Source organism: Streptomyces sp. NPDC006487 (assembly GCF_042870555.1).
Lineage (GTDB): Bacteria > Actinomycetota > Actinomycetes > Streptomycetales > Streptomycetaceae > Streptomyces.
Map to the genome: position 1 here is coordinate 108,400 of NZ_JBIAHN010000008.1, position 26,329 is coordinate 134,728.

The 26,329-nt window shown below is 72.6% G+C and carries 21 protein-coding genes; 13 read left to right on the forward strand and 8 right to left on the reverse strand.

Translation table 11 applies throughout. The features are described from left to right. Nucleotides 1-58: 58 nt before the first annotated feature. Nucleotides 59-601, reverse strand: a complete 543-nt coding sequence (locus ACFYM0_RS15535; RefSeq protein ID WP_388501224.1) for an SRPBCC family protein — start codon at nt 599-601, stop codon at nt 59-61. A gap of 56 nt (nt 602-657) precedes the next feature. Beyond that, entirely contained in the window at nt 658-1,110 is a 453-nt protein-coding gene (locus ACFYM0_RS15540; RefSeq protein ID WP_388501226.1) for a GNAT family N-acetyltransferase, read from the reverse strand. A 101-nt stretch (nt 1,111-1,211) separates the two neighbouring features. On the opposite strand from ACFYM0_RS15540, the gene ACFYM0_RS15545 reads away from it, so the two are divergent. Then, nucleotides 1,212-2,225, forward strand: coding sequence for an NADPH:quinone reductase (locus ACFYM0_RS15545; protein ID WP_388501229.1), 1,014 nt, complete (start codon nt 1,212-1,214; stop codon nt 2,223-2,225). After that, nucleotides 2,212-3,306 (forward strand): transaldolase family protein, encoded by a 1,095-nt coding sequence (locus tag ACFYM0_RS15550; RefSeq protein ID WP_388501232.1) that lies wholly within the window; start codon nt 2,212-2,214, stop codon nt 3,304-3,306. The genes ACFYM0_RS15545 and ACFYM0_RS15550 overlap by 14 nt, the downstream gene beginning before the upstream one ends. On the opposite strand, the gene ACFYM0_RS15555 is transcribed toward ACFYM0_RS15550, so the two are convergent. Beyond that, entirely contained in the window at nt 3,272-4,066 is a 795-nt protein-coding gene (locus ACFYM0_RS15555; RefSeq protein ID WP_388501234.1) for a 50S ribosomal protein L11 methyltransferase, read from the reverse strand. The two genes, ACFYM0_RS15550 and ACFYM0_RS15555, sit on opposite strands and share 35 nt — an antisense overlap. Nucleotides 4,067-4,302: 236 nt before the next feature. Here ACFYM0_RS15555 and ACFYM0_RS15560 point away from each other — a divergent pair, with 236 nt between their 5' ends. Further along, on the forward strand, nt 4,303-6,258 hold the full coding sequence (locus ACFYM0_RS15560) for a helix-turn-helix domain-containing protein (protein ID WP_388501237.1): 1,956 nt from the start codon (nt 4,303-4,305) through the stop codon (nt 6,256-6,258). Here ACFYM0_RS15560 and ACFYM0_RS15565 read toward each other — a convergent pair. Continuing rightward, nucleotides 6,234-7,490: an IS701 family transposase gene (locus ACFYM0_RS15565; protein WP_388501238.1), complete on the reverse strand. Its 1,257-nt coding sequence runs from the start codon at nt 7,488-7,490 to the stop codon at nt 6,234-6,236. The two genes, ACFYM0_RS15560 and ACFYM0_RS15565, sit on opposite strands and share 25 nt — an antisense overlap. A gap of 250 nt (nt 7,491-7,740) precedes the next feature. Here ACFYM0_RS15565 and ACFYM0_RS15570 point away from each other — a divergent pair, with 250 nt between their 5' ends. The 5 genes from ACFYM0_RS15570 to trpC all read left to right on the forward strand — a co-directional run bounded on the left by ACFYM0_RS15570 (nt 7,741) and on the right by trpC (nt 14,004). After that, nucleotides 7,741-8,727: an arylamine N-acetyltransferase gene (locus ACFYM0_RS15570; RefSeq protein ID WP_388501240.1), complete on the forward strand. Its 987-nt coding sequence runs from the start codon at nt 7,741-7,743 to the stop codon at nt 8,725-8,727. A gap of 139 nt (nt 8,728-8,866) precedes the next feature. Further along, nucleotides 8,867-10,336, forward strand: coding sequence for an FAD-dependent oxidoreductase (locus tag ACFYM0_RS15575; protein WP_388501243.1), 1,470 nt, complete (start codon nt 8,867-8,869; stop codon nt 10,334-10,336). Then, a complete protein-coding gene (locus ACFYM0_RS15580; RefSeq protein WP_388501244.1) occupies nt 10,333-11,823 on the forward strand; it encodes a pyridoxal phosphate-dependent decarboxylase family protein in 1,491 nt (496 codons plus the stop codon). Before ACFYM0_RS15575 ends, ACFYM0_RS15580 begins: the two co-directional genes overlap by 4 nt. Nucleotide 11,824: 1 nt before the next feature. Continuing rightward, nucleotides 11,825-13,192, forward strand: a complete 1,368-nt coding sequence (locus ACFYM0_RS15585; protein WP_388501246.1) for a cytochrome P450 — start codon at nt 11,825-11,827, stop codon at nt 13,190-13,192. Continuing rightward, nucleotides 13,189-14,004, forward strand: coding sequence for an indole-3-glycerol phosphate synthase TrpC (gene trpC, locus ACFYM0_RS15590; RefSeq protein ID WP_388501249.1), 816 nt, complete (start codon nt 13,189-13,191; stop codon nt 14,002-14,004). Before ACFYM0_RS15585 ends, trpC begins: the two co-directional genes overlap by 4 nt. Nucleotides 14,005-14,072: 68 nt before the next feature. Here the strand turns inward: trpC and trpD are convergent, their stop codons facing one another. Then, complete coding sequence (gene trpD / locus ACFYM0_RS15595) at nt 14,073-15,119, reverse strand: anthranilate phosphoribosyltransferase (RefSeq protein ID WP_388501250.1); 1,047 nt, start codon at nt 15,117-15,119, stop codon at nt 14,073-14,075. Between the two features lie 167 nt (nt 15,120-15,286). Between trpD and ACFYM0_RS15600 the strand changes: the two genes are divergently transcribed. After that, the gene (locus tag ACFYM0_RS15600) at nt 15,287-16,720 is read left to right on the forward strand and encodes a PLP-dependent aminotransferase family protein (RefSeq protein WP_388501253.1); all 1,434 of its coding nucleotides are present in this window, start codon (nt 15,287-15,289) and stop codon (nt 16,718-16,720) included. A 46-nt stretch (nt 16,721-16,766) separates the two neighbouring features. Here the strand turns inward: ACFYM0_RS15600 and ACFYM0_RS15605 are convergent, their stop codons facing one another. Then, a complete protein-coding gene (locus ACFYM0_RS15605; RefSeq protein WP_388501255.1) occupies nt 16,767-18,224 on the reverse strand; it encodes an anthranilate synthase component I family protein in 1,458 nt (485 codons plus the stop codon). A 183-nt stretch (nt 18,225-18,407) separates the two neighbouring features. On the opposite strand from ACFYM0_RS15605, the gene ACFYM0_RS15610 reads away from it, so the two are divergent. The 4 genes from ACFYM0_RS15610 to ACFYM0_RS15625 all read left to right on the forward strand — a co-directional run bounded on the left by ACFYM0_RS15610 (nt 18,408) and on the right by ACFYM0_RS15625 (nt 22,774). Continuing rightward, a complete protein-coding gene (locus ACFYM0_RS15610; protein WP_388501258.1) occupies nt 18,408-19,763 on the forward strand; it encodes a class II 3-deoxy-7-phosphoheptulonate synthase in 1,356 nt (451 codons plus the stop codon). Nucleotides 19,764-19,789: 26 nt separating this feature from the next. Then, a complete protein-coding gene (locus ACFYM0_RS15615; protein ID WP_388501262.1) occupies nt 19,790-20,854 on the forward strand; it encodes a DUF6081 family protein in 1,065 nt (354 codons plus the stop codon). A gap of 120 nt (nt 20,855-20,974) precedes the next feature. Further along, the gene (wrbA, locus tag ACFYM0_RS15620; RefSeq protein ID WP_388501264.1) at nt 20,975-21,598 is read left to right on the forward strand and encodes an NAD(P)H:quinone oxidoreductase; all 624 of its coding nucleotides are present in this window, start codon (nt 20,975-20,977) and stop codon (nt 21,596-21,598) included. 102 nt (nt 21,599-21,700) lie between these two features. Beyond that, the gene (locus ACFYM0_RS15625) at nt 21,701-22,774 is read left to right on the forward strand and encodes a CE1758 family FMN-dependent luciferase-like monooxygenase (protein WP_388501729.1); all 1,074 of its coding nucleotides are present in this window, start codon (nt 21,701-21,703) and stop codon (nt 22,772-22,774) included. Between the two features lie 189 nt (nt 22,775-22,963). On the opposite strand, the gene tkt is transcribed toward ACFYM0_RS15625, so the two are convergent. Then, the gene (gene tkt, locus ACFYM0_RS15630) at nt 22,964-25,156 is read right to left on the reverse strand and encodes a transketolase (protein ID WP_388501266.1); all 2,193 of its coding nucleotides are present in this window, start codon (nt 25,154-25,156) and stop codon (nt 22,964-22,966) included. 155 nt (nt 25,157-25,311) lie between these two features. Then, a complete protein-coding gene (locus ACFYM0_RS15635) occupies nt 25,312-26,259 on the reverse strand; it encodes a GNAT family N-acetyltransferase (protein ID WP_388501268.1) in 948 nt (315 codons plus the stop codon). Between the last annotated feature and the right edge of the window lie 70 nt (nt 26,260-26,329).

Below are 26,329 nucleotides of genomic sequence, written 5' to 3' on the forward strand. Positions count from 1 at the left end.
TACCGGAACTCCACTGCGTCGGGGCGTACATTTCCTCCGGCCGGGGCCGGAAGACTTTTCAGTTCTCTTCGACGACGTCCTTGATCCGGCCGAGGGTCGTGCCGAGGTCGCCTTCGACCTTGGCGCCCCATTCGGCGAAGAACGCCTCCCGCTCGGTGTCGGACATCTCCGAGGTGATGCCGCGGATCCCCTCGGTGGCGGTGATCATGCGGAAGTGGTGGGTGAGGCGCGACCCGGCGCCCTGGGGCTCGATCGCGAAGCCCCAGACGCTCTGCTGCTTGCGGCCGGCGCTGTCGCGCATGGCCCACTGGAAGGCCCGGCCGGGCTCGGCGGCGACGACCTCGGACTCCGTGAACCAGGTGCCGCGCACCACGGGGGCCCAGCCGACGACGTCCTCGCTGCGCAGGTTCTCACCGCGGAAGACGGAACCGACGGTGCGCGGAGTACCGACGGTCCATTCACCGCCGACGCATTCGGGGCTCCATTCGCCACTGCGGGCGAGATCGCTCACGATGTCGTAGACATCCGCCGGAGCGGCGTCCACATAAAGCGAGGAGCTGAGTTCGAAGAGTGCATTCTCGTTGCTGGTGACCTGTGTCATGGCCGGAAGCTTGCTTTTCTGCGCGGCTGCCGGTCAAAGGTGCGCCGGGGGGTCCGTCAGGTCGTCTCCGGGTCCCGCGCCAGGTCGTGGGAGAAGTGAAATGCGGCCACCGCCATGCGCTTTCGGTGGTAGAAGCGGTGCGCCCCGTGATTGGTCACGCCGGAGTCCAGCTCGATGCGGGCGCAGCCGGCCAGCCGGGCGCGCCGTACGAGTTCCTCCCACAGCGCGCCGCCCGCCCCGGCCCCGCGCAGCTCGGGATCGGCGACCAGGTCGTCCACGAACAGCACCCGGCCCCGGCTGGTGGCCAGGACCCGGTGCGCGGCCAGCGCAGCGCAGTGGCCGTCGGGGGTCCGTGCGGCCGTGAACACCAGCCCCTGGCCCGCGCCCTCGCGGGCGAAGGCGGTGAAGGCGGCGTCGGACAGGGCGGGCCGCAGCGCCCGGTAGAGGGGGCGGGCCAGCGACTCGAACACGGGCCCACGGGGGTCGATTTCGGTGAATTCCAGCTGCACGGACGTCACCCTAGGACGGCGAACACCGCCACCGGCACGGGAGTTGACGGACTTGGCGAGCAGGGTGTGCCCTGTCGTGTGGCCCCGCGCACAATCCGACCATGCGTGCTGCCTTCATCGAAGAACTCGGATCCCCGGACGCCATCAGGTACGGCGAACTGCCCGCCCCCGTCCCCGGCCCCGGAGACGTCCTGGTGCGGGTCACCGCCACGACCGTCAACCCGGTGGACACCTTCGTCCGCTCCGGCCTGTACCGGACCCCGGTCCCCTTTCCCTTCGTGATCAGCCGCGACCTCGTGGGCACGGTCGTCCAGGCGGGCCCGGGCGCGCCCGGCCTGCGCCCCGGCGACCGGGTGTGGAGCAACAGCCTGGGCCACGCGGGCCGTCAGGGGCCGGCGGCCGAGCTCGCCGTGGTCCCCGCCGAGCGGCTCTACCGGCTGCCCGAGGGCGTGGACCCGTACGAGGCCGTGGCCGTGGTGCACCCGGCGGCGACCGCCTACCTGGGGCTGTTCACCCACGGCGCCCTGCGCGCCGGCGACACCGTCCTGGTCGCGGGCGCCGCCGGCAACGTCGGCAGCGCGATGGTGGTCATGGCCGCCGAGGCGGGGGCGCGGGTGCTGGCCACCGCCCGCCCGGAGGACTTCGGGCACTGCCGCGCCCTGGGCGCGGCCGAGGTGCTCGACTACCGCGACCCCGCGCTCGCCGAGCGCCTGCGGGAGTTCGCGCCCGGCGGCATCGACCTGCACCTGGACACCTCGGGCGGCAACGACCTGACCGCGGCCGTCGACTCGCTCGCCGCGCGCGGCCGCATCGTCCTGCTCGCCGGAGCGCGCACCGCCCCGGTGCTGCCCGCGGGCGCCCTCTACATGAAGGACGGCTCCGTCCGCGGCTTCGTCATCTCCAGCGCCACCTCCGCCGAACTGGCCGAGGCCGCCCGGGCCATCAACCGGCTCCTCGCGGCCGGCCTGCTGCGCCCCCGCGCCCTGGAGAAGCTGCCGCTGAGCGAGGCCGCCGACGTCCACCGCCGGATCGAGAAGGGCGACCTGCACGGCCGCCGGGCGCTGCTCCTGCCCGCGCTGGACACGGCCGGACCCCGGCCCGGTGGCACGCGCTGAACCGCCGCGGGACGGGAGCGTCCTGCGGCGGCTCGCGGCCGAGGGCGTGTCGCCCTGGCTCGAGGGCATGGGCCGGACCGGCCTGGCCGCCGGCGATCTCGACCGCCTGGCCACGGTCGCCGGTGTGCGCGGCCTGCTGTGCGACGTGGACTCCGTCCTGGCCGACCTGGACCGCACGGACGTCTACGACCCGGAGCTGGAGCGCGGTGTCGCCTCCGCCGTCCACGGCGGGGCCCGGGGCGAGCGGTACGACGGTCCGGGCGAGCTGCTGGAGGAGCTGGTCGCCGGCGACGCGCGCCGGGCCTGCGACATCCTGCTGCCCTGGTACACGGCCGGCGACGGTGCGGACGGCCTGGTCGTGGTGCCCCTCGCCCCCTGGCACGCCGACGCGGGCGCGAGCGCGAAGACGGAAGCCGTCCGGCGTCTCGCGCACCGTGTGCACAGGCCCAACGCCCTGGTGGCGGTGGAGGCCACCCCGGAGGGGCTGACCGCCGCCCTGCGCTGTCTCGGCGAGGGCCTCAGCGTCTACTGCGGCCCGGTGTTCGGGGTGGAGGCGTACGAGGCCGTCCTCGACGCCTGGCTCGCCGGACTGGGCCTCGCGCACGCCGCGGGCCTGGACCTCACCCGGATCGCCTTCGTCTCGGGCCTGCACGTCACCGCACTCGGCCCGGCCGCGGTGCAGGTCGCCCGGCTGCTCTACGAACGCGCCGACGCCCGCTACGACGACCCCCGGTGGCCCGCCCTCGTCGCCGCGGGGGCCCGCCCGCACCGCCTGATGTGGTCGGGCTTCGACCCGGCGACGGCGGCCGGCACCGTGCCCCGGCTCGTCGGCTGGGGCACCGGTGTGGCGCTGTCCGGGGCCGCGCTGGACGCGGTGGCCCACGGGGCGCTGCTGCGCGGCGACACGCTCAGCGGCACCGGCCCGCGGGCCCGCCGCGACCTGGACCTCGCAGACGCCGACCCTGCCCTGGCCGGGGCGGCGGACCGGCACAGCCGGGCGTGCGTCGCCGTGTGGTCCCGGGCCCGGGACCTGCTGGAGCTCCGGATCAGGCCCGGCCGCGTACCCGTACCCGAGGTGTGAGCGCGCGGGGCGCGGGCTCGGGAGGCGCCACCGGGGCGACGGTGATCTCGAACAGCAGGTGCTCGACGATCCCGTCGGCCTCCTTGATCCGGCGGCTGCGCAGCACGCGCAGCTCGCGGCCGCAGCTGTCGGCCAGGTCCCACAGGCCGGGCACGTCGCCGCGGTCGCTGAAGTGCAGCAGCGCCGACCCGCCCGGCTCGGTCCACCCGGGTGCCTCGGTGAGGTAGCGCAGGTGGGCGGCGTAGCCGGCGGGCGCGGACGCACGGGTGTGGGCGTGGGCGCAGCGGTGCTCCGCGAGGGCCGGCACGAAGTCGGAGTGCCAGTAGACGGTGGAGAAGCGCTCGTGGGCGCCGAGACCGGAGAAGAGGTCCCCCTCGACGGCCCGCACCCGCTCCGACAGCCCGTGCCGGGCGGCGATCAGCGCGGTGGTGCGCACGGCCTGCGGGTCGGTGTCCGAGGCGACGACCCGCTCGGAGCCGGCGAGGGCCGCGGAGAGCGCGACGGCGCCCGTACCGCTGCCGACCGCCAGGAACGAGCCTGAGCGCGGCCGCGTCAGGGAATCGCCCGCCAGGGAGCCGTCGAGGCCGAGCAGTCTCATCGCGGCGTCGGTGGAGCGGTCGCGCGAGCGCGGCGGCGCGATGGCGCCGGGCCGCGGAGCCCGCTCGTGCCCGCACGGCGCGAGGCCGTCGGGCCGTCCGGCCCCGTCCTGCGCACTCCGGCTCTGTTCCGGCGCATGCCGGTAGTCCCAGACCAGTGTCATGACGCTCTCTGCCCCCGTGATGTGCGGCGTCCTCTTTCGGTACGGATGTCAGAATCCCGGCTGACCGGGGCACCGAGAAGGTGACCCCGCGACACTCCTCGGCGCCCCGGTGGTTGCCGGGCCACCACCACCCGCGCCCGCGCCCCACCGGCAGGAGTCCGCTTGACCCGTCGCCGGACGGAACCTAGGTTCGATGATCTGGCTTGATTTCACTGGTCAGATGGGGGGAGACACACATGGGGCCGGACATCGGTTCCGATCCGGGGGGCTCCGGCACGCTGGCCGTGCTGGAACTCCTCGCGGAGGAAGCACCGCAGAGCCGCTTCGAAGGCCTGCTGTCCGACAGGCGCAGGGCGGGGGCCGGCGCGGCCGAGATCGCCGAGCTGACGCGGGCGCTGGAACTGGCGCGCGCCGTCCAGGCGAGCGCCGGGCGGCGTCAGCAACGGGAGGCGGCGCTCACCGCGCTGGTGGACACCGCGCACGACCTGACCTCGCCGTACGACCTGGACAGCCTGCTGCGGGTGATCACCCGGCGGGCCCGGCGGCTGCTCGGCTTCGACATGGCCTGGGTCTCGCTCGACCGCCCCGACGGCTCGGGCTACGTACGGACCTCCGAGGGCGAGACCACCGACCTGAACGTCGGGCTCGAACCGGGCGCCGGCCACGGCCTGGGCAGCATGGCCCAGGCCCGTCGCGCGCCCGTGTGGAGCGCCGACTACCTGAACGACGACACCGTTCCGCACGGCCCCGGCATGGACGCCGTGGTCCGCGCCGAGGGCCTGCACGCGATCATCGCGGTGCCGCTGCGCCACGGGGAGACCACCCTGGGCGCCCTGTACGGCGCCGACCGCGCCGTGCGCCGCTTCACTCCGGACGAGATCGGGCTGCTGTTCTCGCTCGCCGACCTGGCCGCCGTCGCCATCGAGAAGGCGCGGCTGCTGGAGCAGACCCGGGAGGAGGTCACCGAGCTGGAGTGGTTCGGCTCCCGGACCAACACCACGCTGACCCGGGTCCGCTACCTGTGGGAGTGCCACGCCCGGATGGCCGGGCTGGTCCTGGACGGGGCGAACATGTCGGCGCTGGCGCGGGCCACCGCGGACGCGCTGGACGGGGTCCTCCAGGTCCGGGATCCCGGCGGGCGGCCGCTGGTCTCCACCGGTGAGCTGCCGGCCGACCTCGACGAGGAGGCCGTCGCGAAGGCGGCCCTGGCGGTCCATGCCGACCTGCTGCCCGTGGAACTGCCCGGTGACGTGTGGCTGGCACCGGTGCTGGCCGGCGCCGAGAACCTGGGCGTCCTGGTGCTGCACGCCTCGGCGCCGCTCACCGTGGAGGACGTACGGCTGCTGCAGATGGCCTCACAGACGGTGGCCTCGCTGATCCTGATCCAGCGCGGCATGGCCGCGGCCGAGGGACCGGTCCACGAGGAGCTGCTCCAGGAGCTGCTGGACCGGCCGAACCGCTCCGACCGGCACCTGCTGGAGCGGGTGCGGCGCCTGGGCATCGAGCTGGACCGCCCGCACGTCGTGGTCGTGGCCCGGCCGGAGGGCGGGGAGCTGGGCAGGGCCGTGGCCTGGGCCTCGTCGTACGCGTACCGGATGAACGGCCTCAAGGGCGTGCGCCGCGGCTGCATCGTGCTCGTACTGCCCGGCTCCGACGCCTCGGCCGCCGCCCGCCAGGTCTCGGCCGAGCTGTCACCACTGCTCGGCCACCCGGTGTCCACGGGCGCCGCGGGCCCCTCGCAGGGCGCCCCCGAGGTGGCCCGGGTGTATGCCGAGGCCGTGCGCTGCCTGGACGCGCTGACCGCGCTGGACGGGGCCGGCGGCACGGCTTCGCTGAGCGAACTCGGCTTCCTGGGACTGCTGCTGTCCACGGACCACGATGTCGAGGCGTTCATCGGCTCGACGATCGGCCCGGTACTGGAGTACGACGAGACCCGCTTCACGGAGCTGGCCCGCACCCTGGACGCGTACTTCGAGTCGGGCGGTAGCCCCACGCACGCGGCCGAGGCGCTGCACGTCCACGCCAACACCGTCTCGCGCCGTCTGGACCGCATCGCGGAACTGCTCGGCCCGCTGTGGCAGAAGCCGGACCGGGCCCTGGAGATCCAGATGGCGTTGCGCCTGCGCAAGGCCCGCGAGGTGCTGCAGGAGCGGCGTGCCGAGGCGGGTCAGGAGGTCGCGGGCACGGCGTAGGACTCCTGGTGCTGCGCCGGACCCACGAGGCTGTGGGCGGCGTGCGCGATGGAGGCCATCGTGACGTGCCGGTGCCAGCCGTGCAGGGAGCGACCCGCGTAGTCCCTCAGACCCAGTTCCTGGCCGCTGTGCTGGGCGGAGAGCGTGACCCGGCGGGCCTTCTTGGTGAGCCGCAGCAGCGGCCCCACGGGCAGCCGGGTCAGGTCGGTGATCCACATCTGGGTCGGCAGCCGGCGCGGGTCGGTCCACTCGCCGATCAGCAGCAGCTGGCGACGGCGGGACTGCGACGGGTCGGGCATCATCACGCGCACCGCGGCGGCGAGACTGCTGCGGTGCACGGACGGGTTGACCGGATCCTGCCATTCCACGGGCGTGCGCAGCCCCTTGATGGACTGGAGCACGTCTCCGGCGTTCATGACGCCGGAGCCGTAGCCGGGCAGTGCCGGGTCGGTGACGAGCAGCCGGCTGTTCGGGCTGATCCGCGCGATGACGGGTACCCGGGCCTCGGCGAAGCGGTTCATCGTCAGGCGGGTGCCGATGTGCCGGATGTCGAGGACCACGGGACGCGCGGGCATCCCGGATGCCTTGACCGTTTCGATGACGCCGCTCGCGGCGCACTCCTCGTACGACATGTGCTGCGCGGTCTCGGGCGCGCCGACCTGGCGCTGGGCCGAGTTGGCCACGGCTTCGGCGTTGTTCTCGGCGTCCGGCAGGAAGAGCCGCCAGCCCACCGGAGTGGCCATCTCGGGAGAGATGAACCAGGTGCCGAAGGCCTGCTGGCCGCGGAACATCTGGCCCTGGTGCGGGTCGAATCGGTGGCCCACGCCCACGGAGTGCTCGCCGCCCTTGGGTATCGCCATCGGCTGGGCGACCCACGCGGTGAGCGGGGTGGAGGCCTCCAGGTAGCGCGAGAGCGCGGTGCGGATGGGCTGCCAGTCCCAGGTGGAGCTGGAGATGAAGTGGTGCAGGCTCTGCTCGGCGGCGGGCCCCCCGACCTGCGCCGCGATGCTGCGGATCGACTTGCGCCCATGGGTGGTGAGCAGGCCCCGTACGTACTGCAGGCCTCTTTCCCGCTGATCCTTGCGCCGGAGCGAGGCGAAGACCGTGGCGCACAGGTCCTCGGTCACCTCGCTCAGCTGGTCGCGCCGGAGCTGGACCGCGGTGGCGCGGCCCCTCTGCGCCCCCACGACGGACCCTTCCTTCCGGACGTTGGTGTTCATGACGGTGGTCATGACATGCCCCCTTGACTGCGTCGGATGCAGTCACACCGTCCGCCCGGGACCTGCGCGCAGGGGAGGTGCGGCGGCCACCTGGGTGCGCCCAAAGGGTGGTGGCGGGACCCCACAGCCCTTGCGGCACAAGGGATGCAGGGGGGTCGGGAGGTACCCGGCCGGTTGGCGAAGGTGATGGATTCCGGGCCGATCTGACGTTCTCGGGACCGGACACCGGACCGCTGCGGGTCCGGTATGCACGATGAGCGCCATGATGCAGAACGACGACGCCACGGCCTGGCAGGGCAGCCGACTTGATCTGGACGCGTACCTCCTGCGGATCGGCTACACCGGGGAGCTCGCCCCCACGATCGATGTGCTCCGTGCCCTGACCCGGGCGCACATCACCGCCATCCCCTTCGAGGTCGTCGACATCGTCCTCGGCCGACCGGTCTCCCTGGACCTGCTGGATCTGCAGAACAAGCTGGTGCGCCGGCGCCGCGGCGGCTACTGCTACGAGCACAACCTGCTGCTCGCGGCCGCGCTGGAGCGCATCGGCTTCTCGGTGACGGGGCTCGCCTCGCGGGTCCGGGTCGGCGCCGACGGCATCCGTCCGGCCACGCACGCCCTGCTGCGGGTGGAAACGGCGGAGACCGCCGAGACCGGCCGGGTGTGGGTGTGCGACCCCGGGTTCGGCCGCAACCCGCTGGAGCCCGTCGAGCTGGCGGACGGCGCCGAGGTGACCTCCGACGGCTGGGGCTTCCGGCTGAACCGGGAGACCACCGAGCTGGGCGACGGCGTGTACGCGCTCCAGGCCAGCGGTCCGCAGGGCTGGTTCGACCTGCACGCCTTCACCCTGGACCAGCGCCACCCGCAGGACTGGCTGGTCGCAAACCACTTCCTGTCCACGCATCCGCGCTCGCCGTTCGCGTGCCGCCTGGTGGCCCAGAAGATGGGCGAGCGGGAGCACCACTTCCTCGACAGCACCGTCCTGACCACCGTGCTGCCCGACGGTACGGCCACCGAGCGCCGGTTCAAGCCGCAGGAGATCCCGGCGCTGCTGCAGGACCTCTTCGAGGTGGAGCTGCCGCGCTCGGACCACTCGCAGCTGATCAGCCGCGTGACGATCGCCCGCGAGATCGACGCCGTGTACCCGGCGACGCTTCCGCAGCCGCCGTCGAGCCTGCCGCGCGTGAAGCCGCTGTGGGAGGGGGCCGTGCACCGCCCGTCCCGCAAAATGCCGGTTCCGGCCTCCTGAACGCCGTGTTCCGGTCACTTCGGAGGTGACACACCGGCCCCTTTTCCGTTGTCCGCCCGGAAACTTTGGCCTGAGGATCGCCGCGTGTGACACATCGGCTCAACTGCCGCTCTGTACACAGAATCTGGAGGACTTTCCCTTGAGAGCGATCCTCATCGGTGGGGGCCCCGTCAGCTGCCTCGTGGCACGGCAGCTGCGCAAACTTTCCATCGAAGTCGACATCTACGAACGCGGTCCCGATCCGCGTCTGCCGCGCACCGGGCGCGGCCATTCCTTCAACCTCACCCTGACCTTGCGCGGCCTGTCCACGCTCGATCCGGAACTGCGCGACGTCCTCTACGGCCACGGTGTCCCGTGCCCGCGGCGGGTCGTGCACCACGACGACGGGTCCCTGACGTCCCAGCCCTACGGGACCAAGGAACACCATCTCCTGTCCATCCCGCGCCACGTGCTCCACTGCACCCTGCTCACCGAGGCGGAGGAAGCCGGAGCCCGGGTCTTCTTCGACCACGAGGCGATCAAGGTCGACACCCGCAACGCCCGCGCCGTCTTCGTCGCGAAGGACAAGGGCGTCCGGGAGGCCGAGGGAGACCTGCTGCTCGGCGTGGACGGTGCCAACAGCATCGTCCGCCACGAGATGACCAAGGCCGGCGCCCGGCTGGAGGTCCAGCAGGAGTTCATCAAGCACGGCTACATCGAGCTCCACATGCCGCCCGGCGGCAAGGGCGAGCACGCGCTGCGCACGATGACCAGCGGCGACGACCGGCACGCCCTGCACCTGTGGCCGCGCGGCGAGTTCGTCCTCATCGCCCAGCCCAACCAGGACGGCTCGTACACCACGACGCTGTTCATGCCGCTGGATCCCGACGAGAACGGCCGTCCGGGCCTTCGCCAGCTCACCACCTCCGCGGCGGTGAAGGCGTTCTTCTACAAGTACTTCCCGGACGCGGTGAGTCTGCTCCCCGACCTGACGGACGACTTCTTCGCCGCTCCGCCGGCTTCCCTGAAGATCGTCCGGTGCAACCCGTTCCACTACGGCCGCACCGTGCTCCTCGGCGATGCCGCGCACACGATGGTCCCGTTCTACGGACAGGGCATCAACTGCAGCTTCGAGGACGTCGCGACCTTCATCGAGCTGTTCCAGCGAGCGCTCACCCGGCACGACCCGGCCGCCGCCGTCCAGCAGACGCTGGCCGACTTCACGGCCGCCCGCAAGGCGCCGGGCGACGCGATCATCGCGCTGTCCCGGGCCCACCTGGACGAGCTCAGCGCGCAGGCCGGACAGCAGCAGTACCACACACAGCGGCGCATCGAACGGGAGCTGCACGAGCGCTACCCGGACCACTTCGTCCCGCTCTACCAGCGCGTGGCCTTCACCACCATCCCGTACGACGTCTCCCTGGAGCTGTACGAACGCGACCAGCAGGCCCTCACGGACCTGCTGGAGCGCTTCGACCCGGAGACCGAGTCCGGGAAGATCCACCAGGCCTTCGGCGAGCGGATCGGGGGCAAGGGGAGGTCCGTCGCCGGCCACACCGACCCCGGCACCACGGCCGGCGCGGGCGGCGTCACCACCGCCACCGCCCCGGGCCGCGGGGGCAAGAAGTGACCGCGGGGCAGCAGGAGGAACTGGCGCTCAACCTCTCCCCGCAGGCCATGCGCGAACTGCTCGACGCCGTCTCCGAGCGGGTCCTCGGCTTCCACCAGGAACTGGCCGACGGCGCGCACCCCGCCAGCTACGTCAACGACTCCCTGCAGACGGAGGCGTACGAGGCGGGCCGCAAGATCTGCGCCGAACTGCGCGAGGACGAGGTCCCGCGACAGGGCGCGGAGGTCGGCGAGCTCCTCGACGAGCTGTTCGGCCCGGCCACCGCCAACGGCACCATGCACCCCCACCCGGGGTTCATGGCGCACGTCCCCTCCGGCGGCCTCTTCCAGGGCGCGGTCGGCGACTTCATCGCCCGCTCGATCAACCGCTTCGCCGGGGTGTGGATCGCCGCCCCCGGCTTCCAGCAGATCGAGCGCAACGTCATCCGCTGGTACGGCCGGATGCTCGGCTACGGGGAGGGCTCCTTCGGGTACCTCACCACGGGCGGCTCCATCGCCAACCTGATGGGCCTGCTCTGCGCCCGGCGGGCCGCCGAGGACCTCCCCGGGGAGCCGGTCGTCTACGTCTCCTCCGAGGGCCACTACTCGGTCGCCAAGGCGGCCGGCATCGCCGGCATCCCGGGCTCCCGGATCCGCTCGGTGGCCGCCCGCGAGGACTGCGCGATGGACCTCGGCGCCCTGCGGGCCGCCATCGCCGCCGACCGGGCCGCCGGGCTGGTTCCGGCCGCCGTCGTGGGCACCGCCGGAACCACCAATTCCGGTGCGGTGGACGACCTGGCGGCGATCGCCGGGATCTGCCGCGAGGAGGGCATCTGGTTCCACGCCGACGCCTGCTTCGGCGGCTTCTTCCGCATCACCGAGCGCGGCCGCGCCGCGCTGCGGGGCATCGAGGAGGCCGACTCGATCGCCGTCGACGCGCACAAGTCCCTCTTCCTCCCGCACGGCAGCTCGGCCCTGCTCGTCAAGGACCAGGAGAGCCTGCGCCGCACCTTCGAGATCCCCGGCGCCTCCTATCTGCCGGGCCTCGTCGAAGAGGACGAGATCGGGGACTTCTGCACCTACGGCCCCGAGCTGTCCCGGGAGATCCGCGGCCTCACCGCGTGGCTGCCGCTGAAGATGCACGGCGTCGACGCCTTCGAGGCCTGCATGGACGAAAAGCTCGACCTGATCGAGTACCTCGCGCGCGAACTCCCGCGCATCGACGGGCTGGAGGTGGTCGCGGACCACCCCCTGCACCTGCCCGTGCTCAACTTCAAGTTCACCGCCGAAGGCCTCGGCCAAGGCGAACTGGACCGGCTCAACGCCAAGCTGTGCGAGCTCGTGTGCTCCCACGGCAACGTCTATCTGACGACGACCGAACTGCCCCGGCACGGCATGGTCGTCCGGGTCTGCATCCTGCACCCCCGGACCGGCAGGGCCGTCGTGGACCAGCTGCTCAAGGACATCGCGTGGGCCGCCGGCCGGCTCCGCGCACCCGAGGAGATCTGACATGTCGGTCACCGACCACCCGGCATCCGCACACCAGGGCACGGGCGGCCCGCCGCCCACGCCCCCCGGCACCCCCGAGGAGATCGTCGCCCGTTTCAACGCGGACCCGTTCGGCAATCTGCTGGAACTGGAACAGGCTCACGGCACGCTGTTCCAGCTGCCGCTCGGCAACCTCGGCAACGAGGGGCTCGAACACATCCCGGCCAACGGCCAGTGGGCGTTCCTCACCCGCCCGCACCAGGTCAAGGCCATGTACGAGGCCCCCGAGGCGGTCGCCAGCGGCGCCCAGGCCAACAAGCTGTTCTTCGGCACCGACGAGTCCTCCGTCGGCTACATCGACGGAGCGTCCCACCGGTGCCGCCGCGGACGCCTGCACCCCGCCTTCGGCGGCAGCCAGGACTACTCGCCGCTGGTCCTGGGCACCCTGGACCGCGTCATCGGAGAGTGGCCCCGGGACACCCCGTTCCCCCTCTACGACGAGCTCCAGAACCTGACCTCCCAGGTCATCACCGACGTGGTCTGCGGCAACATGTCCCCCGGGGAGCAGGACGAGCTCCGGGCCATGCTGCTGCGCACGGAGAACGCCAAGTACACCCGCGCCGAGATCATCGACGCGGACGCCTCGCTGCGCGCCTTCATCGCCAAGCGCATCGACGGCTACATCGAGAGGGCGGACCGGCGCGGCAAGGACGACTTCCTCACCACCCTGCTGCGCCTGGGACAGGACAAGGACGAGGAACTCACCCACGACACCGTGCGCGACGAGGTGTTCAGCCTCCTCTACACGGGCTTCTCCACGACGGCGAACACCCTGTCCTGGGCCTTCCTGCGGCTGCTGGACGACGACCGGGTGCGCGAGCTCCTCACGGCCGAACTGCGTGAGATCCACCGGGACGGCCGCGAGATCACCCGCGACTCGCTCGCCGAGTCCCCGTACCTGGAGGCCGTGCTCAAGGAGGTGCTGCGCCTGCACCCGGTCACCCCGCTCAACGGGGTCCGGCTGCTCAAGCAGGACCTGGAGCTCGACGGGTACGTCATCCCGGCCGGCACCATCCTGGTGCACTGCGCCTATCTGCTCCAGCGCTCGCCGGAGGTGTGGAAGGACCCGCTGGAGTTCCGCCCCGAGCGGTTCCTCGGCGAGTCCCACGAAGCCTACGCCTGGGGCGCGTTCGGCGGAGGCAGCCGGATGTGCGTCGGCCGCGGCTTCTCGCTCGGCGAGATGAAGGCGATCCTCACCCGGGTCCTGACCGCCCACACCCTGGAGCGCCCGGAGGGCCTGGCGGCCCTGCCGCCCTCGCAGATGCAGGGGTTCTTCATGGCGCCCGACGACCACGCGGTCGTCGTCCTGCGCGGGGAGGGCTCCCGGTGAGCGCGGGCAGCGCCCTCGACGCGATCATCGAGGGCGTCCTCGCCGACCTGTCGGTACGCCGGCTCCGCACGCCGCTCGGCGACCTGAAGGCCCTGGCCGCCGGGGCCTGCCCGCCCGTCGACGCCGTGGCGGCCCTGCGCCGCCCGGAGGGCGTCCAGGTCATCGCGGAGGTCAAGCGGGCCAGCCCCTCCAAGGGCCCGCTCGCGGTCATCCCCGACCCGGCCGAACTGGCCGCGTCCTACGAGGCCGGCGGGGCGGCGGTGGTCAGCGTCCTCACCGAGGAGCGCCGGTTCCGCGGCTCGCTGGACGACCTGGACGCGGTCCGCGCCCGGGTCTCCGTCCCGGTCCTGCGCAAGGACTTCATCGTCACCCAGTACCAGCTGTGGGAGGCCCGGGCCCACCAGGCCGACCTCGCCCTGCTGATCGTGGCGGCGCTGTCCCAGGAGGACCTGGTCACGCTGATCAAGCTGGCCGAGGACATCGGTCTGACCCCGCTCGTCGAGGTCCACACCGAGCAGGAGGTGGCCCGCGCGGTCGCCGCCGGCGCCCGGATCATCGGGGTCAACGCCCGTGACCTGCGCACCCTCGAGGTGGACCGGCGGACCTTCGGCAAGCTCGCCGCGGCCATCCCCGACGACATCGTCCGGATCGCGGAGTCGGGCGTGCGCGACGCCGAGGACGTCGCCGCGTACGCGGCCGAAGGAGCGGACGCGGTACTGGTCGGCGAGGCGTTGGTGACCGGGGGCACGCCCCGCGCGACCGTCGCCGGCTTCCTCGCCGCCGGTGCCCGCCGGGGAGGGGACCGGCGATGACACGAGGGCGGGCCGTTCGCGTACCTCACGCGAACGGCCCGCCCGGGTCCCGGCGCCTTCCCGCCGGTTCAGCTCTCCGAGGGGGCGAGCTTGCTGGACAGCGCCACCCAGCGGCCGAGGACCGAAGCCGCCGCCCCCGAGTCGATGGCGGCCCGGGCCCGCTCCACTCCGGTGGCCAGCCGCTCGGCGACCGGCCGGGACGAGGCCTCCAGAGCGGCCAGACCGGCCGCCGCCGAGAGCACCACGGCGTCCTGTACGGGCCCGCGCGCCCCGGCGAACACGTCCCGGGCGACCTGGGCGTTGTGCCGGGCGTCACCGCCGCGCAGCGCGTCGGCGGGGGCGAGGGCGATCCCGATCTCCCGCGGGTCGAACCGCTCCTCGCGCACCTCGCCGCCCGCCACCGACCAGATCCGGGAGGTGGTCGAGACCGACAGTTCGTCCAGGCCGTCGTCGCCCCGGAACACCAGGGCCGAGGCCCCGCGGCGCGCGAGCACCCCTGCCACGAGCGGGGCCATGCGCGGGTCGGCCACCCCGATGGCGTGCGCCGTGACGTCGGCCGGGTTGGTCAGCGGTCCCAGCACGTTGAAGACCGTACGGACCCCCAGTTCGCGGCGCGGCCCGGAGGTGTGCCGCATCGCGGGGTGGAAGCGGGGCGCGAAGCAGAAGGTGATGCCGGCCTCCTCGGCCAGCGCCACCACGTCCGCCGGCTCCAGGTCCAGGCTGATGCCCAGCTCCCGCAGCACGTCGGCGGAGCCCGAGGCGGAGGAGGCGGAGCGGTTGCCGTGCTTGACGACCTTGGCACCCGCGCCCGCCGCGACGACCGCCGACATGGTGGAGACGTTCACGCTGTTCGAGCCGTCGCCACCCGTTCCGACGATGTCCACCGTCGGACCGGGGATGCGGATGCGGACCGCGTGCCGCCGCATGGCCCGGGTGAAGCCCTCGATCTCGCCGACGGTCTCGCCCTTGGCGCGCAGCCCGATCAGCAGTCCGGCGATGTGGACGGGGGCGACATCGCCCCGCATTACCTGATCCATCGCCCAGTCGGTCTCCTCCGGACTCAGGTCCTCGCCCGTGACCAAGGCGGTCAGCAGTTCCGGCCACTTTCGTTCCACGGAAAACCTCCCTAGTAATGAGGAAGCCAGTCTGGTGCGTATTTCGGAACGGCGCCCATACCAGTCGCCGGTTTTGGCCAGGTCCAGTTGTCCAGAGGGGGGAACTCGGGATGTGGAATTTTTCGAGAAATATTTCCAGGAATGCGGGTGAATCACTCACCGCGCAATTGCAGAACATCGTGAGGAGCGAGATCGCGCAGGGGGTGCTGCATCCGGGCACGCCCATGCCCTCCACCCGCCGGCTCGCCGCGGACCTCTCGGTCTCGCGCAGCGTGGTGGTGGAGGCCTACGGGCAGCTCGTCGCGGAGGGATACCTGGAGGCCGTACGGGGATCCGGCACCCGCGTGGCCCGCCACCTCGCCCCGGCCGGCGCCGCGCCGCCCCTCGATCCGCGCTCCGAGCCCGCGCTCCCCGTCTCCCCGCCCGCACCCTGGATCGACCTGCGCACCGGCGGAGCAGACAGCACCCCGCACTTCCCGCACCGTGAGTGGCTCGCCTCCTACCAGCGCGCGCTGTACGCCGTACATCCCGGACAGCTCGACTACCCGCCGCCGGCCGGGACGGCCCCGCTGCGCGAGGAACTGGCCCGGTACATGGGCCGCGTACGGGGCGTGCGCACGGCCCCCGAACAGGTCATGGTGGTCTCCGGCTTCGCCCACGGCCTGGGCCTGCTCTGCTCGGTCCTGCCGCGCCGGGGCGCACCCGACATGGCCCTCGAGGACCCCTGCCACCAGCGGCTGCGCGGGTTCGTCAAGGACGCCGGGATGCGGCCGCTGCCCATCCCCGTCGACCGCGAGGGCATCGACGTCGAGGCGCTCGCCCGGTCCGGTGCGCGGGCGGTGCTCGTCACGCCCACCCACCAGTTCCCGACCGGCGCGGTGCTCAGCGGACAGCGCAGGGAGGCACTGCTGCGGTGGGCGCACGACGTGGACGGCTGGATCGTCGAGGACGACCACGACGGCGACTTGTGGTTCGACCGCGCCCCCCGCCCACTGGCCCTCCAGCGCCGGGCCCCCGACCGGGTGGTGCACGCGGGGACGGTGAGCAAGACGCTCGTGCCCGGGCTGCGGCTGGGCTGGCTGGTGGCGCCGCCGGCGCTCTTCGCCGACCTCGAGCGGGTCCGCGCCCACCGGGACCTCGGCCACGACGTGCTGACCCAGCTGGCCTTCGCCGACCTGATGGCCAGCGGCGCCTTCGACCGGCACCTGCGATCCACCCGGGCCCGCTACCGCGGCCGGCGGGAGGCGCTCACCGACGCGCTCCAGCGCCATCTGCCGGAGGCCTCGCTGCTGGGCGCGGCCGCCGGACTCCACGTGTACGTGGGGCTGCCCCGGGCCGCCGACGAGGAGGCGCTGGTGGCCGCCGCCCGGCGGCGCGGGGTACGGGTGCGCGGCGGCCGGGAGTTCCACGCCGCACCGCACCGGTCCCGGCCCGCACTGGTCCTGGGCTACGGCGCGCACTCGCGGACCGGACTGCGCCGCGCGGCCGCCGAACTGGCCGCGGGCTACGCGGAGACGGCCCCGGCGGGGGCCGCGCCGAAGGCGGCCAGGACGTTGTCGAACACCGGGAGTCCCCGCGGGGTGCTGATGCTGTCGGGATGACGCGGCACGCCCCGCACCGGCGGGGTGGGCGGCGTCCCGGTCCCGCTCAGGCCAGCAGTTCCTTGCCGGTCAGCGCCCAGTAGGCCGCCGACATCTTCGCCATCGTCTCGTTCCACTCCGCGGCGGGGTCGGAGCCCTCGACGATGCCGGCGGAGCTCTGCGTCGAGTACACCGCGCCGTCGTGGACGATCGTGCGGATGCACAGGGCCAGTTCGTTCCATCCCCGGACGTCGAGCAGCCCCACCGCCCCCGCGTACAGCCCGCGCGGTTCGATCTCCAGCGTGCCGATCAGCTCCATGGCGCGCGGCCGGGGCACCCCGGTGACGGTGCCCGCCGGGAAGGCCGAGCACAGCGCCGACCACACGTCCGCGTCCGGCAGCAGCTTCCCGCTGACCGTCGAGATCATGTGGAAGACGTGCGAGAAGGCCTCCACCGACATCAGCTTCTCCACCGGCGGGTTCCCGGGCCCGGTCACCGCCGCGAGGTCCTCCCGCGCCAGGTCGACCAGCATCAGGTGCTCGGCCCGCTCCTTGGGGTCCTTCACCAGCTCGGCCACGCGCCGCTCGTCGGTCTGCGGATCGCCGCTGCGGTGCGCCGTACCGGCGATCGACCGCAGCGTCAGGGTGTCCCCGGACATCCTGAACAGCAGTTCGGGGCTGGCGCCGATGACGGTGCCCGTCGCATGCGGCAGCAGGTACATGTGCGGCGAGGGGTTGCGGGCCCGCAGCCGCCGGTAGACGTCCACGGGAGACAGCGAGGACCGTACGTCGATGCGGTGGCCGACCTGGATCTGGTTCACCTCACCGTCGGCGATGTGCGCCAGACACCGCCTCACCCGGTGCAGGAAGTCCTCCCGCTCCATGGAGTCCCGCACCTCGTACACCTCGGGGGCGGGTACCGGCTCGTCCGCGCCGACCAGCGGGCTCAGGTCCACCTCGGGCGCCGCGGGCCAGCCGTCCGCGGCGGCGTGCACCAGGACCGGCGGTTCCCCGTCGGCCGCGTAGTGCGCGGTGGTACGGAACAGCGTCAGCGTGATGTCGGCCTTCGCGGGGTCGGTGTCGGCGCGCAGGCGCTCCATGTGCCCGGCCGCGCCGTAGCCGATGACGGTGACGAAGCCGAAGGAGAAGCCCTCGCAGGGGCTCTCGCCCTCCAGCTCGAAGAGCCGCTGGGTGGCCCGCAGCAGCTCCCACACGCTCGGCGAAGGGCCGCGCCAGGCACCGCCCCCGTCGTCCTCCCGGAGCCCGGCGGCCGCCGCGGCGGCCCGCGCCAGGACGGTCAGGGACGCGAGCCCGTCGATCTCGACCCGGTTGGCGTACACGCGCAGCTGCAACAGCCGGCCCCAGCCCACCAGGGCGGCCATCCGCCCCGGTTCGGATCCGACCGGGTGCTCGAACAGGAAGACCTGGTCGGTGCCGAGCTGGGAGCCCAGCCGTGTGTAGAGATCCAGGGGTGCGTGCGACGCCGGAAGCGTCGTCGTCCGGATTCTTACATTCACTGTTGGCATCCAGTTTTCCTTACTCGCCTCGACCCGTAGCGGGACCTGTGCAGCAAATCATCAGGTCGGTAAATGTAGCCAGACCAATCGGGGATTCGGGATGCGGACCACTTCGAGAAACGCTTGACCAGTTTCAGCCAACACCTATTGAGTAGCGGCACGAGCACGTCACACAGTCCATTCGAGGCGGATATGATCACAAATTCATCTCACACGTCGGCAATCGATTCCTGGCGTTCCCGTCCGGCCGCGCAGCAGCCGGACTGGCCCGATCACGAAGAACTCGACCAGGTCGCCGCACATCTGAAGAACGCCCCGCCGCTGGTGTACGCCGCGGAATGCGACCGACTGCGCGACCAGCTCGGTGCGGTCGCCCGCGGCGAGGCCTTCCTGCTCCAGGGCGGCGACTGCGCCGAGACCTTCGCGGGCAACACGGCCCCGGCGGTCGAGGGCAAGCTGCGCACCCTGCTGCAGATGGCCGTCGTCCTCACCCACGGTTCGTCCCTGCCAGTGGTCAAGGTCGGCCGGCTCGCCGGTCAGTACGCCAAGCCCCGCTCCAGCGGCACCGAGGTCCGCGAAGGGGTGGCCCTGCCCTCCTACCGGGGCGACGCCGTCAACGGCCATGCCTTCACCGAGGCCGACCGCCGGCCCGACCCGCAGCGCCTGCGCACCATGTACGAGGCGTCCACCACGACGCTGAACCTCGTACGGGCCTTCATGACGGGCGGGGGCGCCGACCTCTCCCTGGTGCACCGCTGGAACCAGGGCTTCCTGGAGGGCACCCCGGCCGTCGGCCGCTACGAGCGGATCGCCGGCGAGATCGACCGCGCGCTCGCCTTCATGCGCGCCTGCGGTGTCGACCCCGGCGCCCTGCACGCCACCGAGATGTACGCGAGCCACGAGGGCCTGCTGCTGGACTACGAGGCGGCGCTGACCCGCGTCGAGCCGGAGACCGGCCTCGCGTACGCGACCAGCGGCCACCTCGTGTGGATCGGCGAGCGCACCCGCGACCTGGACGGCGCGCACGTCGAGTACTTCTCCCGCATCTCCAACCCCGTCGCCGTCAAGCTCGGCCCGACCGCGACCCCGGACACCGTGCTGGCCCTCTCGGAGCGGCTCAACCCCGACCAGATCCCGGGCCGGCTCACCTTCGTCGTGCGCATGGGCGCCGAGAAGGTCCGCGACCTGCTGCCCGACCTGGTCGGCAAGGTGGCCGCCGAGGGACTGGTCGTGCCCTGGGTCTGCGACCCCATGCACGGCAACACCTTCACGGCCTCCACCGGCCACAAGACCCGGCACTTCGACGACGTGCTGAACGAGGTCGCGGGCTTCTTCGAGGTCCACCGGTCCCTGGGCACCCACCCCGGCGGCCTGCACATGGAGCTGACCGGCGACGACGTCACCGAGTGCCTGGGCGGCGGCTACAACCTGGAGGCCGACGACCTGTGCCTCCGCTACGAGACGGCCTGCGACCCCCGCCTCAACCACAGCCAGTCCCTCGACGTCGCCTTCCTGGTGGCGGAGATGCTGCGCAACCACCGGCGCTGACCCACTACTCCCGAGAGGCACAGTCCGTGAAACGCGGCTTACTTCCGCTGTCCGTGACCGCCCTGGCCCTGACCCTGTCCCTGAGCACCGCCCCCGTCACCCAGGCCGCCCCGGCCGGCGGCGAGGACGCCTCCGCCCGGGGCTGGTCGGTCACCTGGGACGACTTCCGCAGGGGCTTCGACACCACCGGATCCGACGCCAAGTGGCAGCTGACGCCCACCGGCGACCTGCCCGCCGGCGACGGGACCCCCACCACCTCGGCGGCCGGCCTGCGCGTCGCCGCCTCCGGCACCAACCCGGCCACCGGGCAGCCGGCGTTCACCTACACCACCGAGCCGGAGCCGGCGGGCGCGGGCGCCTACGACCACCTCAAGTGGTACGCGATGGCCAACCACACCTCCACGGCCGGTTTCACCGGCTTCGACACCACCCCCGGCCAGGTCCTGAGCTGCGAGGCGGGCAACTACTCCGCGCGCACCTTCGGCACCGGGAACCACCCCTTCGGCGCCGACGTCTCCGATCCCCGGACCGACCTGCGGCTCGCCGCCGGCACCATGTCGATGTACGACCTGGAGTCGAGCCTGGTCTTCGACTTCTTCGTCACCGACCGCAAGATCTACGCCTTTTACGAGCGGCTGCCCACGCCCGGCGCCTCGTACGCGTCCTTCTCGTACGCGGTTCCCGTCGCCGACCGCACCCCCGACCAGAAGCACAAGCTGTCGGTGGCCTACGACCGCACCGGCGGCGCCGCCGTCTGGAAGATCGACGGCGCCCAGGTCTTCAAGGTGGACCGGCCGGGCCACCGGCTCGCCGACCGCACCCACATGGTCCTCGACCACGGCGGCCGGGAGGAGGACGTGATCCCGCGTCAGCTCTCCTGCGGACTCGGGCTGTTCAACCTGCTCGACGCCGAAGGCGGCAACGGCCGGGGCCTGGTGAAGGTCTCCTCCGAGCCCGCCTACGACCCGGACCGCGGCGCCCCGTACGAGCAGACGTACGTCGACCCCGCCTCGCTGCGGCAGAACCGCCTCTGGGGCCAGGGCGCCCGGATCGACGTGGGCCGCATCGGCGTCTCCTCGCTACCGCGCTGACCAGCGGCGCACGGAACTTGACGGACTGTGGTTCCCGCCCTGGCCCGTGCCCGTCGCATCGAGCAATGTCCTGTACCAGGGCCCCCCACCACGCAATCGCTTATAGGGAGTACCACGGCCATGACCAATGTCGCCGTCATCTACTACTCGTCCACTGGCAACGTTCACCAGCTGGCCGAGGCCGCGGCCACCGCCGCCGAGAAGGCCGGCGGTGAGGTGCGCCTGCGCCGCGTCGCCGAGATCGCCCCGGACTCCGTCATCGCGGCCACCCCGGACTGGGCGAAGCACGTCGAGCAGACCAAGGACATCCCGGTCGCCGCCCTCGAGGACATCGAGTGGGCGGACGTCGTCCTGATCGGCACGCCGACCCGCTTCGGCCTGCCCGCCTCGCAGATCAAGCAGTTCATCGACACCACCGGTGGCCTGTGGTTCCAGGGCAAGACCGTCAACAAGGTCTGCTCCTCCTTCACCTCCACGTCCTCGACGCACGGTGGCCAGGAGAGCACGATCCTCGCCCTGAACAACACCTTCTACCACTGGGGCGCCATCATCGTCCCGCCCGGCTTCGCGGACCCGGTCCAGTTCCTCCCGGGCAACGGCAACCCGTACGGCGCGAGCAGCGTCTCGGCGAACGCCGCGGCGAACGTGAACCCGGAGAACCTCTCCGCCGTCGAGTTCCAGGCGCGCCGCGCCGTGGAGATCGCGACCGCCCTGAAGACCGGCTGGGCCGCCGCCGCCGTCTGATCCGGCACCCGGCCAGGGACGTGCGGTGCAACGAAGGCACCCCCCAGCCGCACCGCACGTCCCGGGCGGCAACGAAGCGAAGAACAGCGAGAGGTGAGCGCGGTGCAGTTCGGCATCTTCTCCATCGGTGACGTGACACCCGATCCGCTGACCGGTCGGGCACCGACCGAGCACGAGCGGATCAAGGCCATGACGACCATCGCCGTCAAGGCGGAGGAAGCCGGCCTCGACGTCTTCGCGACGGGCGAGCACCACAATCCGCCCTTCGTCCCGTCCTCGCCGACCACGATGCTGGCGTGGATCGCGGCCCGCACCGAGCGGCTGATCCTCTCCACCTCCACCACGCTCATCACCACGAACGACCCGGTGAAGATCGCGGAGGATTACGCGATGCTCCAGCACCTGGCCGACGGCCGGGTGGACCTGATGATGGGACGCGGCAATACGCCCGCCGTCTACCCCTGGTTCGGCCAGGACCTCCGCAAGGGCCTGGAACTGGCGGTGGAGAACTACGCGCTCCTGCACCGGCTGTGGCGCGAGGAGAACGTCGACTGGAAGGGCCGTTTCCGCGCCCCTCTGGATGGCTTCACCTCGACCCCGCGCCCCCTGGACGGCGTGCCGCCGTTCGTCTGGCACGGCTCGATCCGCTCACCGGAGGTCGCCGAACAGGCCGCCTACTACGGCGACGGCTTCTTCGCGAACAACCTCTTCGCACCCATCGAGCACTTCGCCGGTCTGGTGGACCTCTACCGCGAGCGGTGGGCGCACCACGGGCACGGAACCCCCGAGCAGGCGATGGTCGGCCTGGGCGGGCAGGTCTTCCTGCGGCCGAAGTCCCAGGACGCGGTACGCGAGTTCCGCCCGTACTTCGACCGCGCCCCGGTCTACGGCGGCGGCCCCTCGCTGGAGCAGTTCACCGAGCGGACCCCCCTGACGGTGGGCAGCCCCGACGAGGCGATCGAGAAGACCCTGACCTTCCGCGATGCCTACGGGGACTACCAGCGCCAGCTGTTCGTCGTGGACCACGCGGGCCTCCCGCTGAAGACGGTCCTGGAACAGATCGACATCCTCGGCGAAGAGGTGGTCCCGGTCCTCCGCAAGGAGATGGCCTCTTCCCGCCCGCAGGCCGTCCCCCCGGGCCCCCGCCACCCGGCCACCCTCACCACCACCTCCTGAGCCGTCACTTCCTGAGCCACCCCCTCCGGCTCTGCCCTGCCCGCCCCTGCCGGGCAGGGCAGAGCTGTGTCTTCGGCCGCGGCCGAAGACGTACGAAGCGGTGGAGGCGTCCGGCTCGATGGCCGGCCGCAACGCCCGTACCCCGGACTCGTCGCGTCCGGGGTACGGGCGTTGAACGCCGGCGCGCTCTCAGCGCTCACCCCGCAGCGCCGCGACGCGGGCCAGGCTGGCCCGGGCGGTGGCGGCCACGTGGTCGGCGGTGAAGCCGTGGCGCGCGTACAGCGTGGTGTACGGGGCGCTGTCGCCGAACCGGTCGATTCCCACCGGGATCCCGGCGTCGCCGAGGAGCTGGTACCAGCCGAGCGCGGATCCGGCCTCGACGGAGACACGGGCCCGCAGGGCACTCGGCAGGACCTGCTCGCGGTACTCGGTGCTCTGCTCCCGGAACCATTCCAGGCAGGGCATCGACACGACCCGGGCCGCGATGCCCTCGCTCTGCAGGACGGCCCGGGCGTCCAGCGCGATGTGCACCTCGCTGCCGGTGGCGATCAGCACGACCTCGGGAGCCCCGCCCTCGGCCTCGGCCAGGACGTACCCGCCGCGTGCCGCGCCCTCGGCGGGTGCCAGACCGGAGGCTCCGGAGCGGTCGAGGACGGGCAGGTTCTGCCGGGACAGGCACAGGCCCGCCGGGCGGTCGTCGTTCTCCAGGATGGTGCGCCAGGCGACGACGGTCTCGTTGGCGTCGGCGGGCCGGACCACGTCGAGGCCGGGAATGGCGCGCAGCGACCAGAGGTGCTCGATCGGCTGGTGGGTGGGGCCGTCCTCGCCGAGACCGATGGAGTCGTGGGTCCAGACGTAGGTCACGGGCAGCTTCATCATCGCCGCGAGGCGGACGGCCGGCCGCATGTAGTCGGAGAAGACCAGGAAGGTGCCGCCGTAGGGGCGGGTCCCGCCGTGCAGGGCGATGCCGTTGAGGATGGCGCCCATGGCGTGCTCGCGGATCCCGAAGTGCAGGGTCCGCCCGTACCGGTGACCGGCATACGCCTCCGTCGACAACTCCTCCGGAATGAAGGACGGTTCGCCCTTCATCGTCGTCAGGTTCGACTCCGCGAGGTCCGCGGAACCGCCCCACAGCTCCGGCAGCGTCGCGGCCAGCGCACTCAGCACCTCGCCCGACGCCTTGCGGGTGGCCATCTGACCGCCCGCCTCGAAGACGGGCAGCGCGTCCGTCCACCCCGCGGGCAGTTCGCGCACGCTGATCCGGTCGAACTCGGCCGCCCGGGCGGGGGCGCCGGCGCGCCAGTCCGCGTACCGCTTCGCCCACGCCTTGACGTCGGTGCGGGCCCGCTCGCCGACCTGCCGGGCGTGCGCGAGCACCTCGTCCGGTACGTCGAAGGTGCGCCGGGGGTCCAGACCCATGGCCTCCTTGGTGGCCGCGGCCTCGGCGGCACCGAGCGCGGAGCCGTGGATCTTCCCGCTGTTCTGCTTGCCCGGCGACGGCCAGCCGATGATGGTGCGCAGTGCGACGAGCGAGGGCCGGCCGGTCTCCTCACGGGCGGCCGACAGGGCCTCGTGCAGGGCCGCCATGTCCTCCACGTACTCCCCGGTCACGGTCCAGTCGACCTGCTGGACGTGCCAGCCGTAGGCCCGGTAGCGCGCGGGCACGTCCTCGGAGACCGCGATCCGCGTGTCGTCCTCGATGGAGATGCGGTTGTCGTCCCAGAGCACGACGAGGTTGCCCAGCCGCTGGTGACCCGCGAGGGAGCCCGCCTCGTGGCTGATGCCCTCCTCCAGGTCGCCGTCGGAGGCGAACACCCAGACGGTGTGGTCGAAGGGGCTCTCGCCCGGTGCGGCCTGCGGATCGAACAGACCGCGCTCGCGGCGGGCCGCCATCGCCATTCCGACGGCATTGCCCAGGCCCTGGCCGAGCGGGCCGGTCGTGGTCTCCACGCCCGGGGTGTGCCCGTACTCGGGGTGCGCCGGGGTCAGACTGCCCTCCGTGCGCAGCGCCTTCAGGTCGTCGAGTTCCAGGCCGTAGCCGGAGAGGTAGAGCTGGGTGTAGAGCGTCAGGCTGGAGTGTCCGCAGGACAGTACGAAGCGGTCGCGGCCGGCCCAGTCGGGGTCGGCCGGGTTGTGCCGCATCAGCTGCTGGAACAGCAGGTAGGCGGCCGGCGCCAGGCTCATGGCGGTACCCGGATGGCCGTGGCCCGCGGCCTCCACGGCGTCGATCGCCAACGCGCGGGCGGTGTCGACGGCGCGCCGGTCCAGGTCGCTCCACTCGAAGGGACGGGGGGATTTCTGCTCTGGGCTGCTCGTCACTTGCTCGGGGCTCCTCTGCTCGGTAGGGATGGCCCTGCCGACGCACCCCTCGGCCGCGGCCATCGGCCAGCGGCCACCTTGCAAGGGACCGGGCCCCGCGGGGCAGTGGAGCACGGCCACTCCGTCAGGTCCCCGGGGCATCTGACGGAGTCCGCGGACCACCTTTGACCCGTGCCGCGGCGCCCGCCCCGGCTACCGGGCCGGCACGCCCCCGGCCGTCAGCCGGTGGCTTCGGGCGCCCCCTCCAGGACCAGCCGGATCTCCGTGACCTCGTAGCCGGCGCGGGTGAAGGCGGCGGCCATCGGGGCGTTCACGGTGTCCGTGGTGGCGGTGATGCGCTCGGCGCCCTCGGAGGCGTGGAAGCGGGTGATCTCGGCGAGGATCTCGTCGATCAGGCCCCGGCCGCGCTGTTCGGGGACCACGCCGAGGTAGCCCACGTTGCGGTGGTACGGGGTCGCGGAGGGGATCGCCATGCCGGCGAGGGTGCCGTCCGGGAGGTGCGCCAGGCGCCACCAGGAGCGCTCGCCCGGGCAGTCGGTGTAGAACTCGATGTCGTCGCGCGCCAGTTCCTCGGCGTCGATCGTGCGGAGCTCGTTCTGCGTGTGCAGGTCCAGGCTGCCCTGCGAGAGGCGGACGAAGGCGTCGAGGAACTCCTCGTCGGTGCCCTCGCGGAAGACCAGCCGGCCGGTGGGCTCGGTGGTGCCGGCAGCCGGGGTCCACTCGAAGCGCAGCCGCTCGATCTCGCGGACCAGGCCGGTGGCGGCGGCGGCCTTCTGCCGCCAGGCGACCGCGTCGGCCAGGCCGTCCGCGGAGGCGCGCCAGTCGCTCGGCAGCGAGATGTTGTAGTCGGGGAGCTTGCCGAAGGCCTCGTGCCCGGCGGCGAGCAGCCCGGCGGCGACGGCGGCCGGGTCGGCCACGGAGCCGCGTACCTGCAGGCAGTCCAGGACGGCGGGGCGCTCGCTGTCCGCGCGGCCCCACCACAGGGCGCGGGCCAGGATCTCGCCGTTCTCGTCCTCGGCGAACCAGGTCCACTCGGGGCGCATCCGGCCCGCGGCGAACTCTTCGCGGATCTTCTCGGGCGTGAGGGCGGGGACGGGGCCGTCGGCCGGGTAGGCGAGGGCGCGGTCCAGGTCGGCGGGGTCTGCCGTGGCAGCGCGGAAGTGCATGGGCCGATCATCACACCGGCCGGGGGTGTTCCCCAAGGCATTTCTGCACGTCAGAGCCGGTCTGGGGGCA

Coding starts and splice junctions, on each gene's coding strand:
- ACFYM0_RS15585 (WP_388501246.1), top strand. CDS start 11,825: ATGTCGGTCACCGACCACCCGGCATCCGCACACCAGGGCACGGGCGGC.
- tkt (WP_388501266.1), bottom strand. CDS start 25,156: ATGGCCGCGGCCGAGGGGTGCGTCGGCAGGGCCATCCCTACCGAGCAG.
- ACFYM0_RS15610 (WP_388501258.1), top strand. CDS start 18,408: ATGATCACAAATTCATCTCACACGTCGGCAATCGATTCCTGGCGTTCC.
- ACFYM0_RS15555 (WP_388501234.1), bottom strand. CDS start 4,066: ATGACACTGGTCTGGGACTACCGGCATGCGCCGGAACAGAGCCGGAGT.
- ACFYM0_RS15570 (WP_388501240.1), top strand. CDS start 7,741: ATGATGCAGAACGACGACGCCACGGCCTGGCAGGGCAGCCGACTTGAT.
- ACFYM0_RS15635 (WP_388501268.1), bottom strand. CDS start 26,259: ATGCACTTCCGCGCTGCCACGGCAGACCCCGCCGACCTGGACCGCGCC.
- ACFYM0_RS15560 (WP_388501237.1), top strand. CDS start 4,303: ATGGGGCCGGACATCGGTTCCGATCCGGGGGGCTCCGGCACGCTGGCC.
- ACFYM0_RS15545 (WP_388501229.1), top strand. CDS start 1,212: ATGCGTGCTGCCTTCATCGAAGAACTCGGATCCCCGGACGCCATCAGG.
- wrbA (WP_388501264.1), top strand. CDS start 20,975: ATGACCAATGTCGCCGTCATCTACTACTCGTCCACTGGCAACGTTCAC.
- ACFYM0_RS15565 (WP_388501238.1), bottom strand. CDS start 7,490: ATGACCACCGTCATGAACACCAACGTCCGGAAGGAAGGGTCCGTCGTG.
- ACFYM0_RS15535 (WP_388501224.1), bottom strand. CDS start 601: ATGACACAGGTCACCAGCAACGAGAATGCACTCTTCGAACTCAGCTCC.
- ACFYM0_RS15605 (WP_388501255.1), bottom strand. CDS start 18,224: ATGCCAACAGTGAATGTAAGAATCCGGACGACGACGCTTCCGGCGTCG.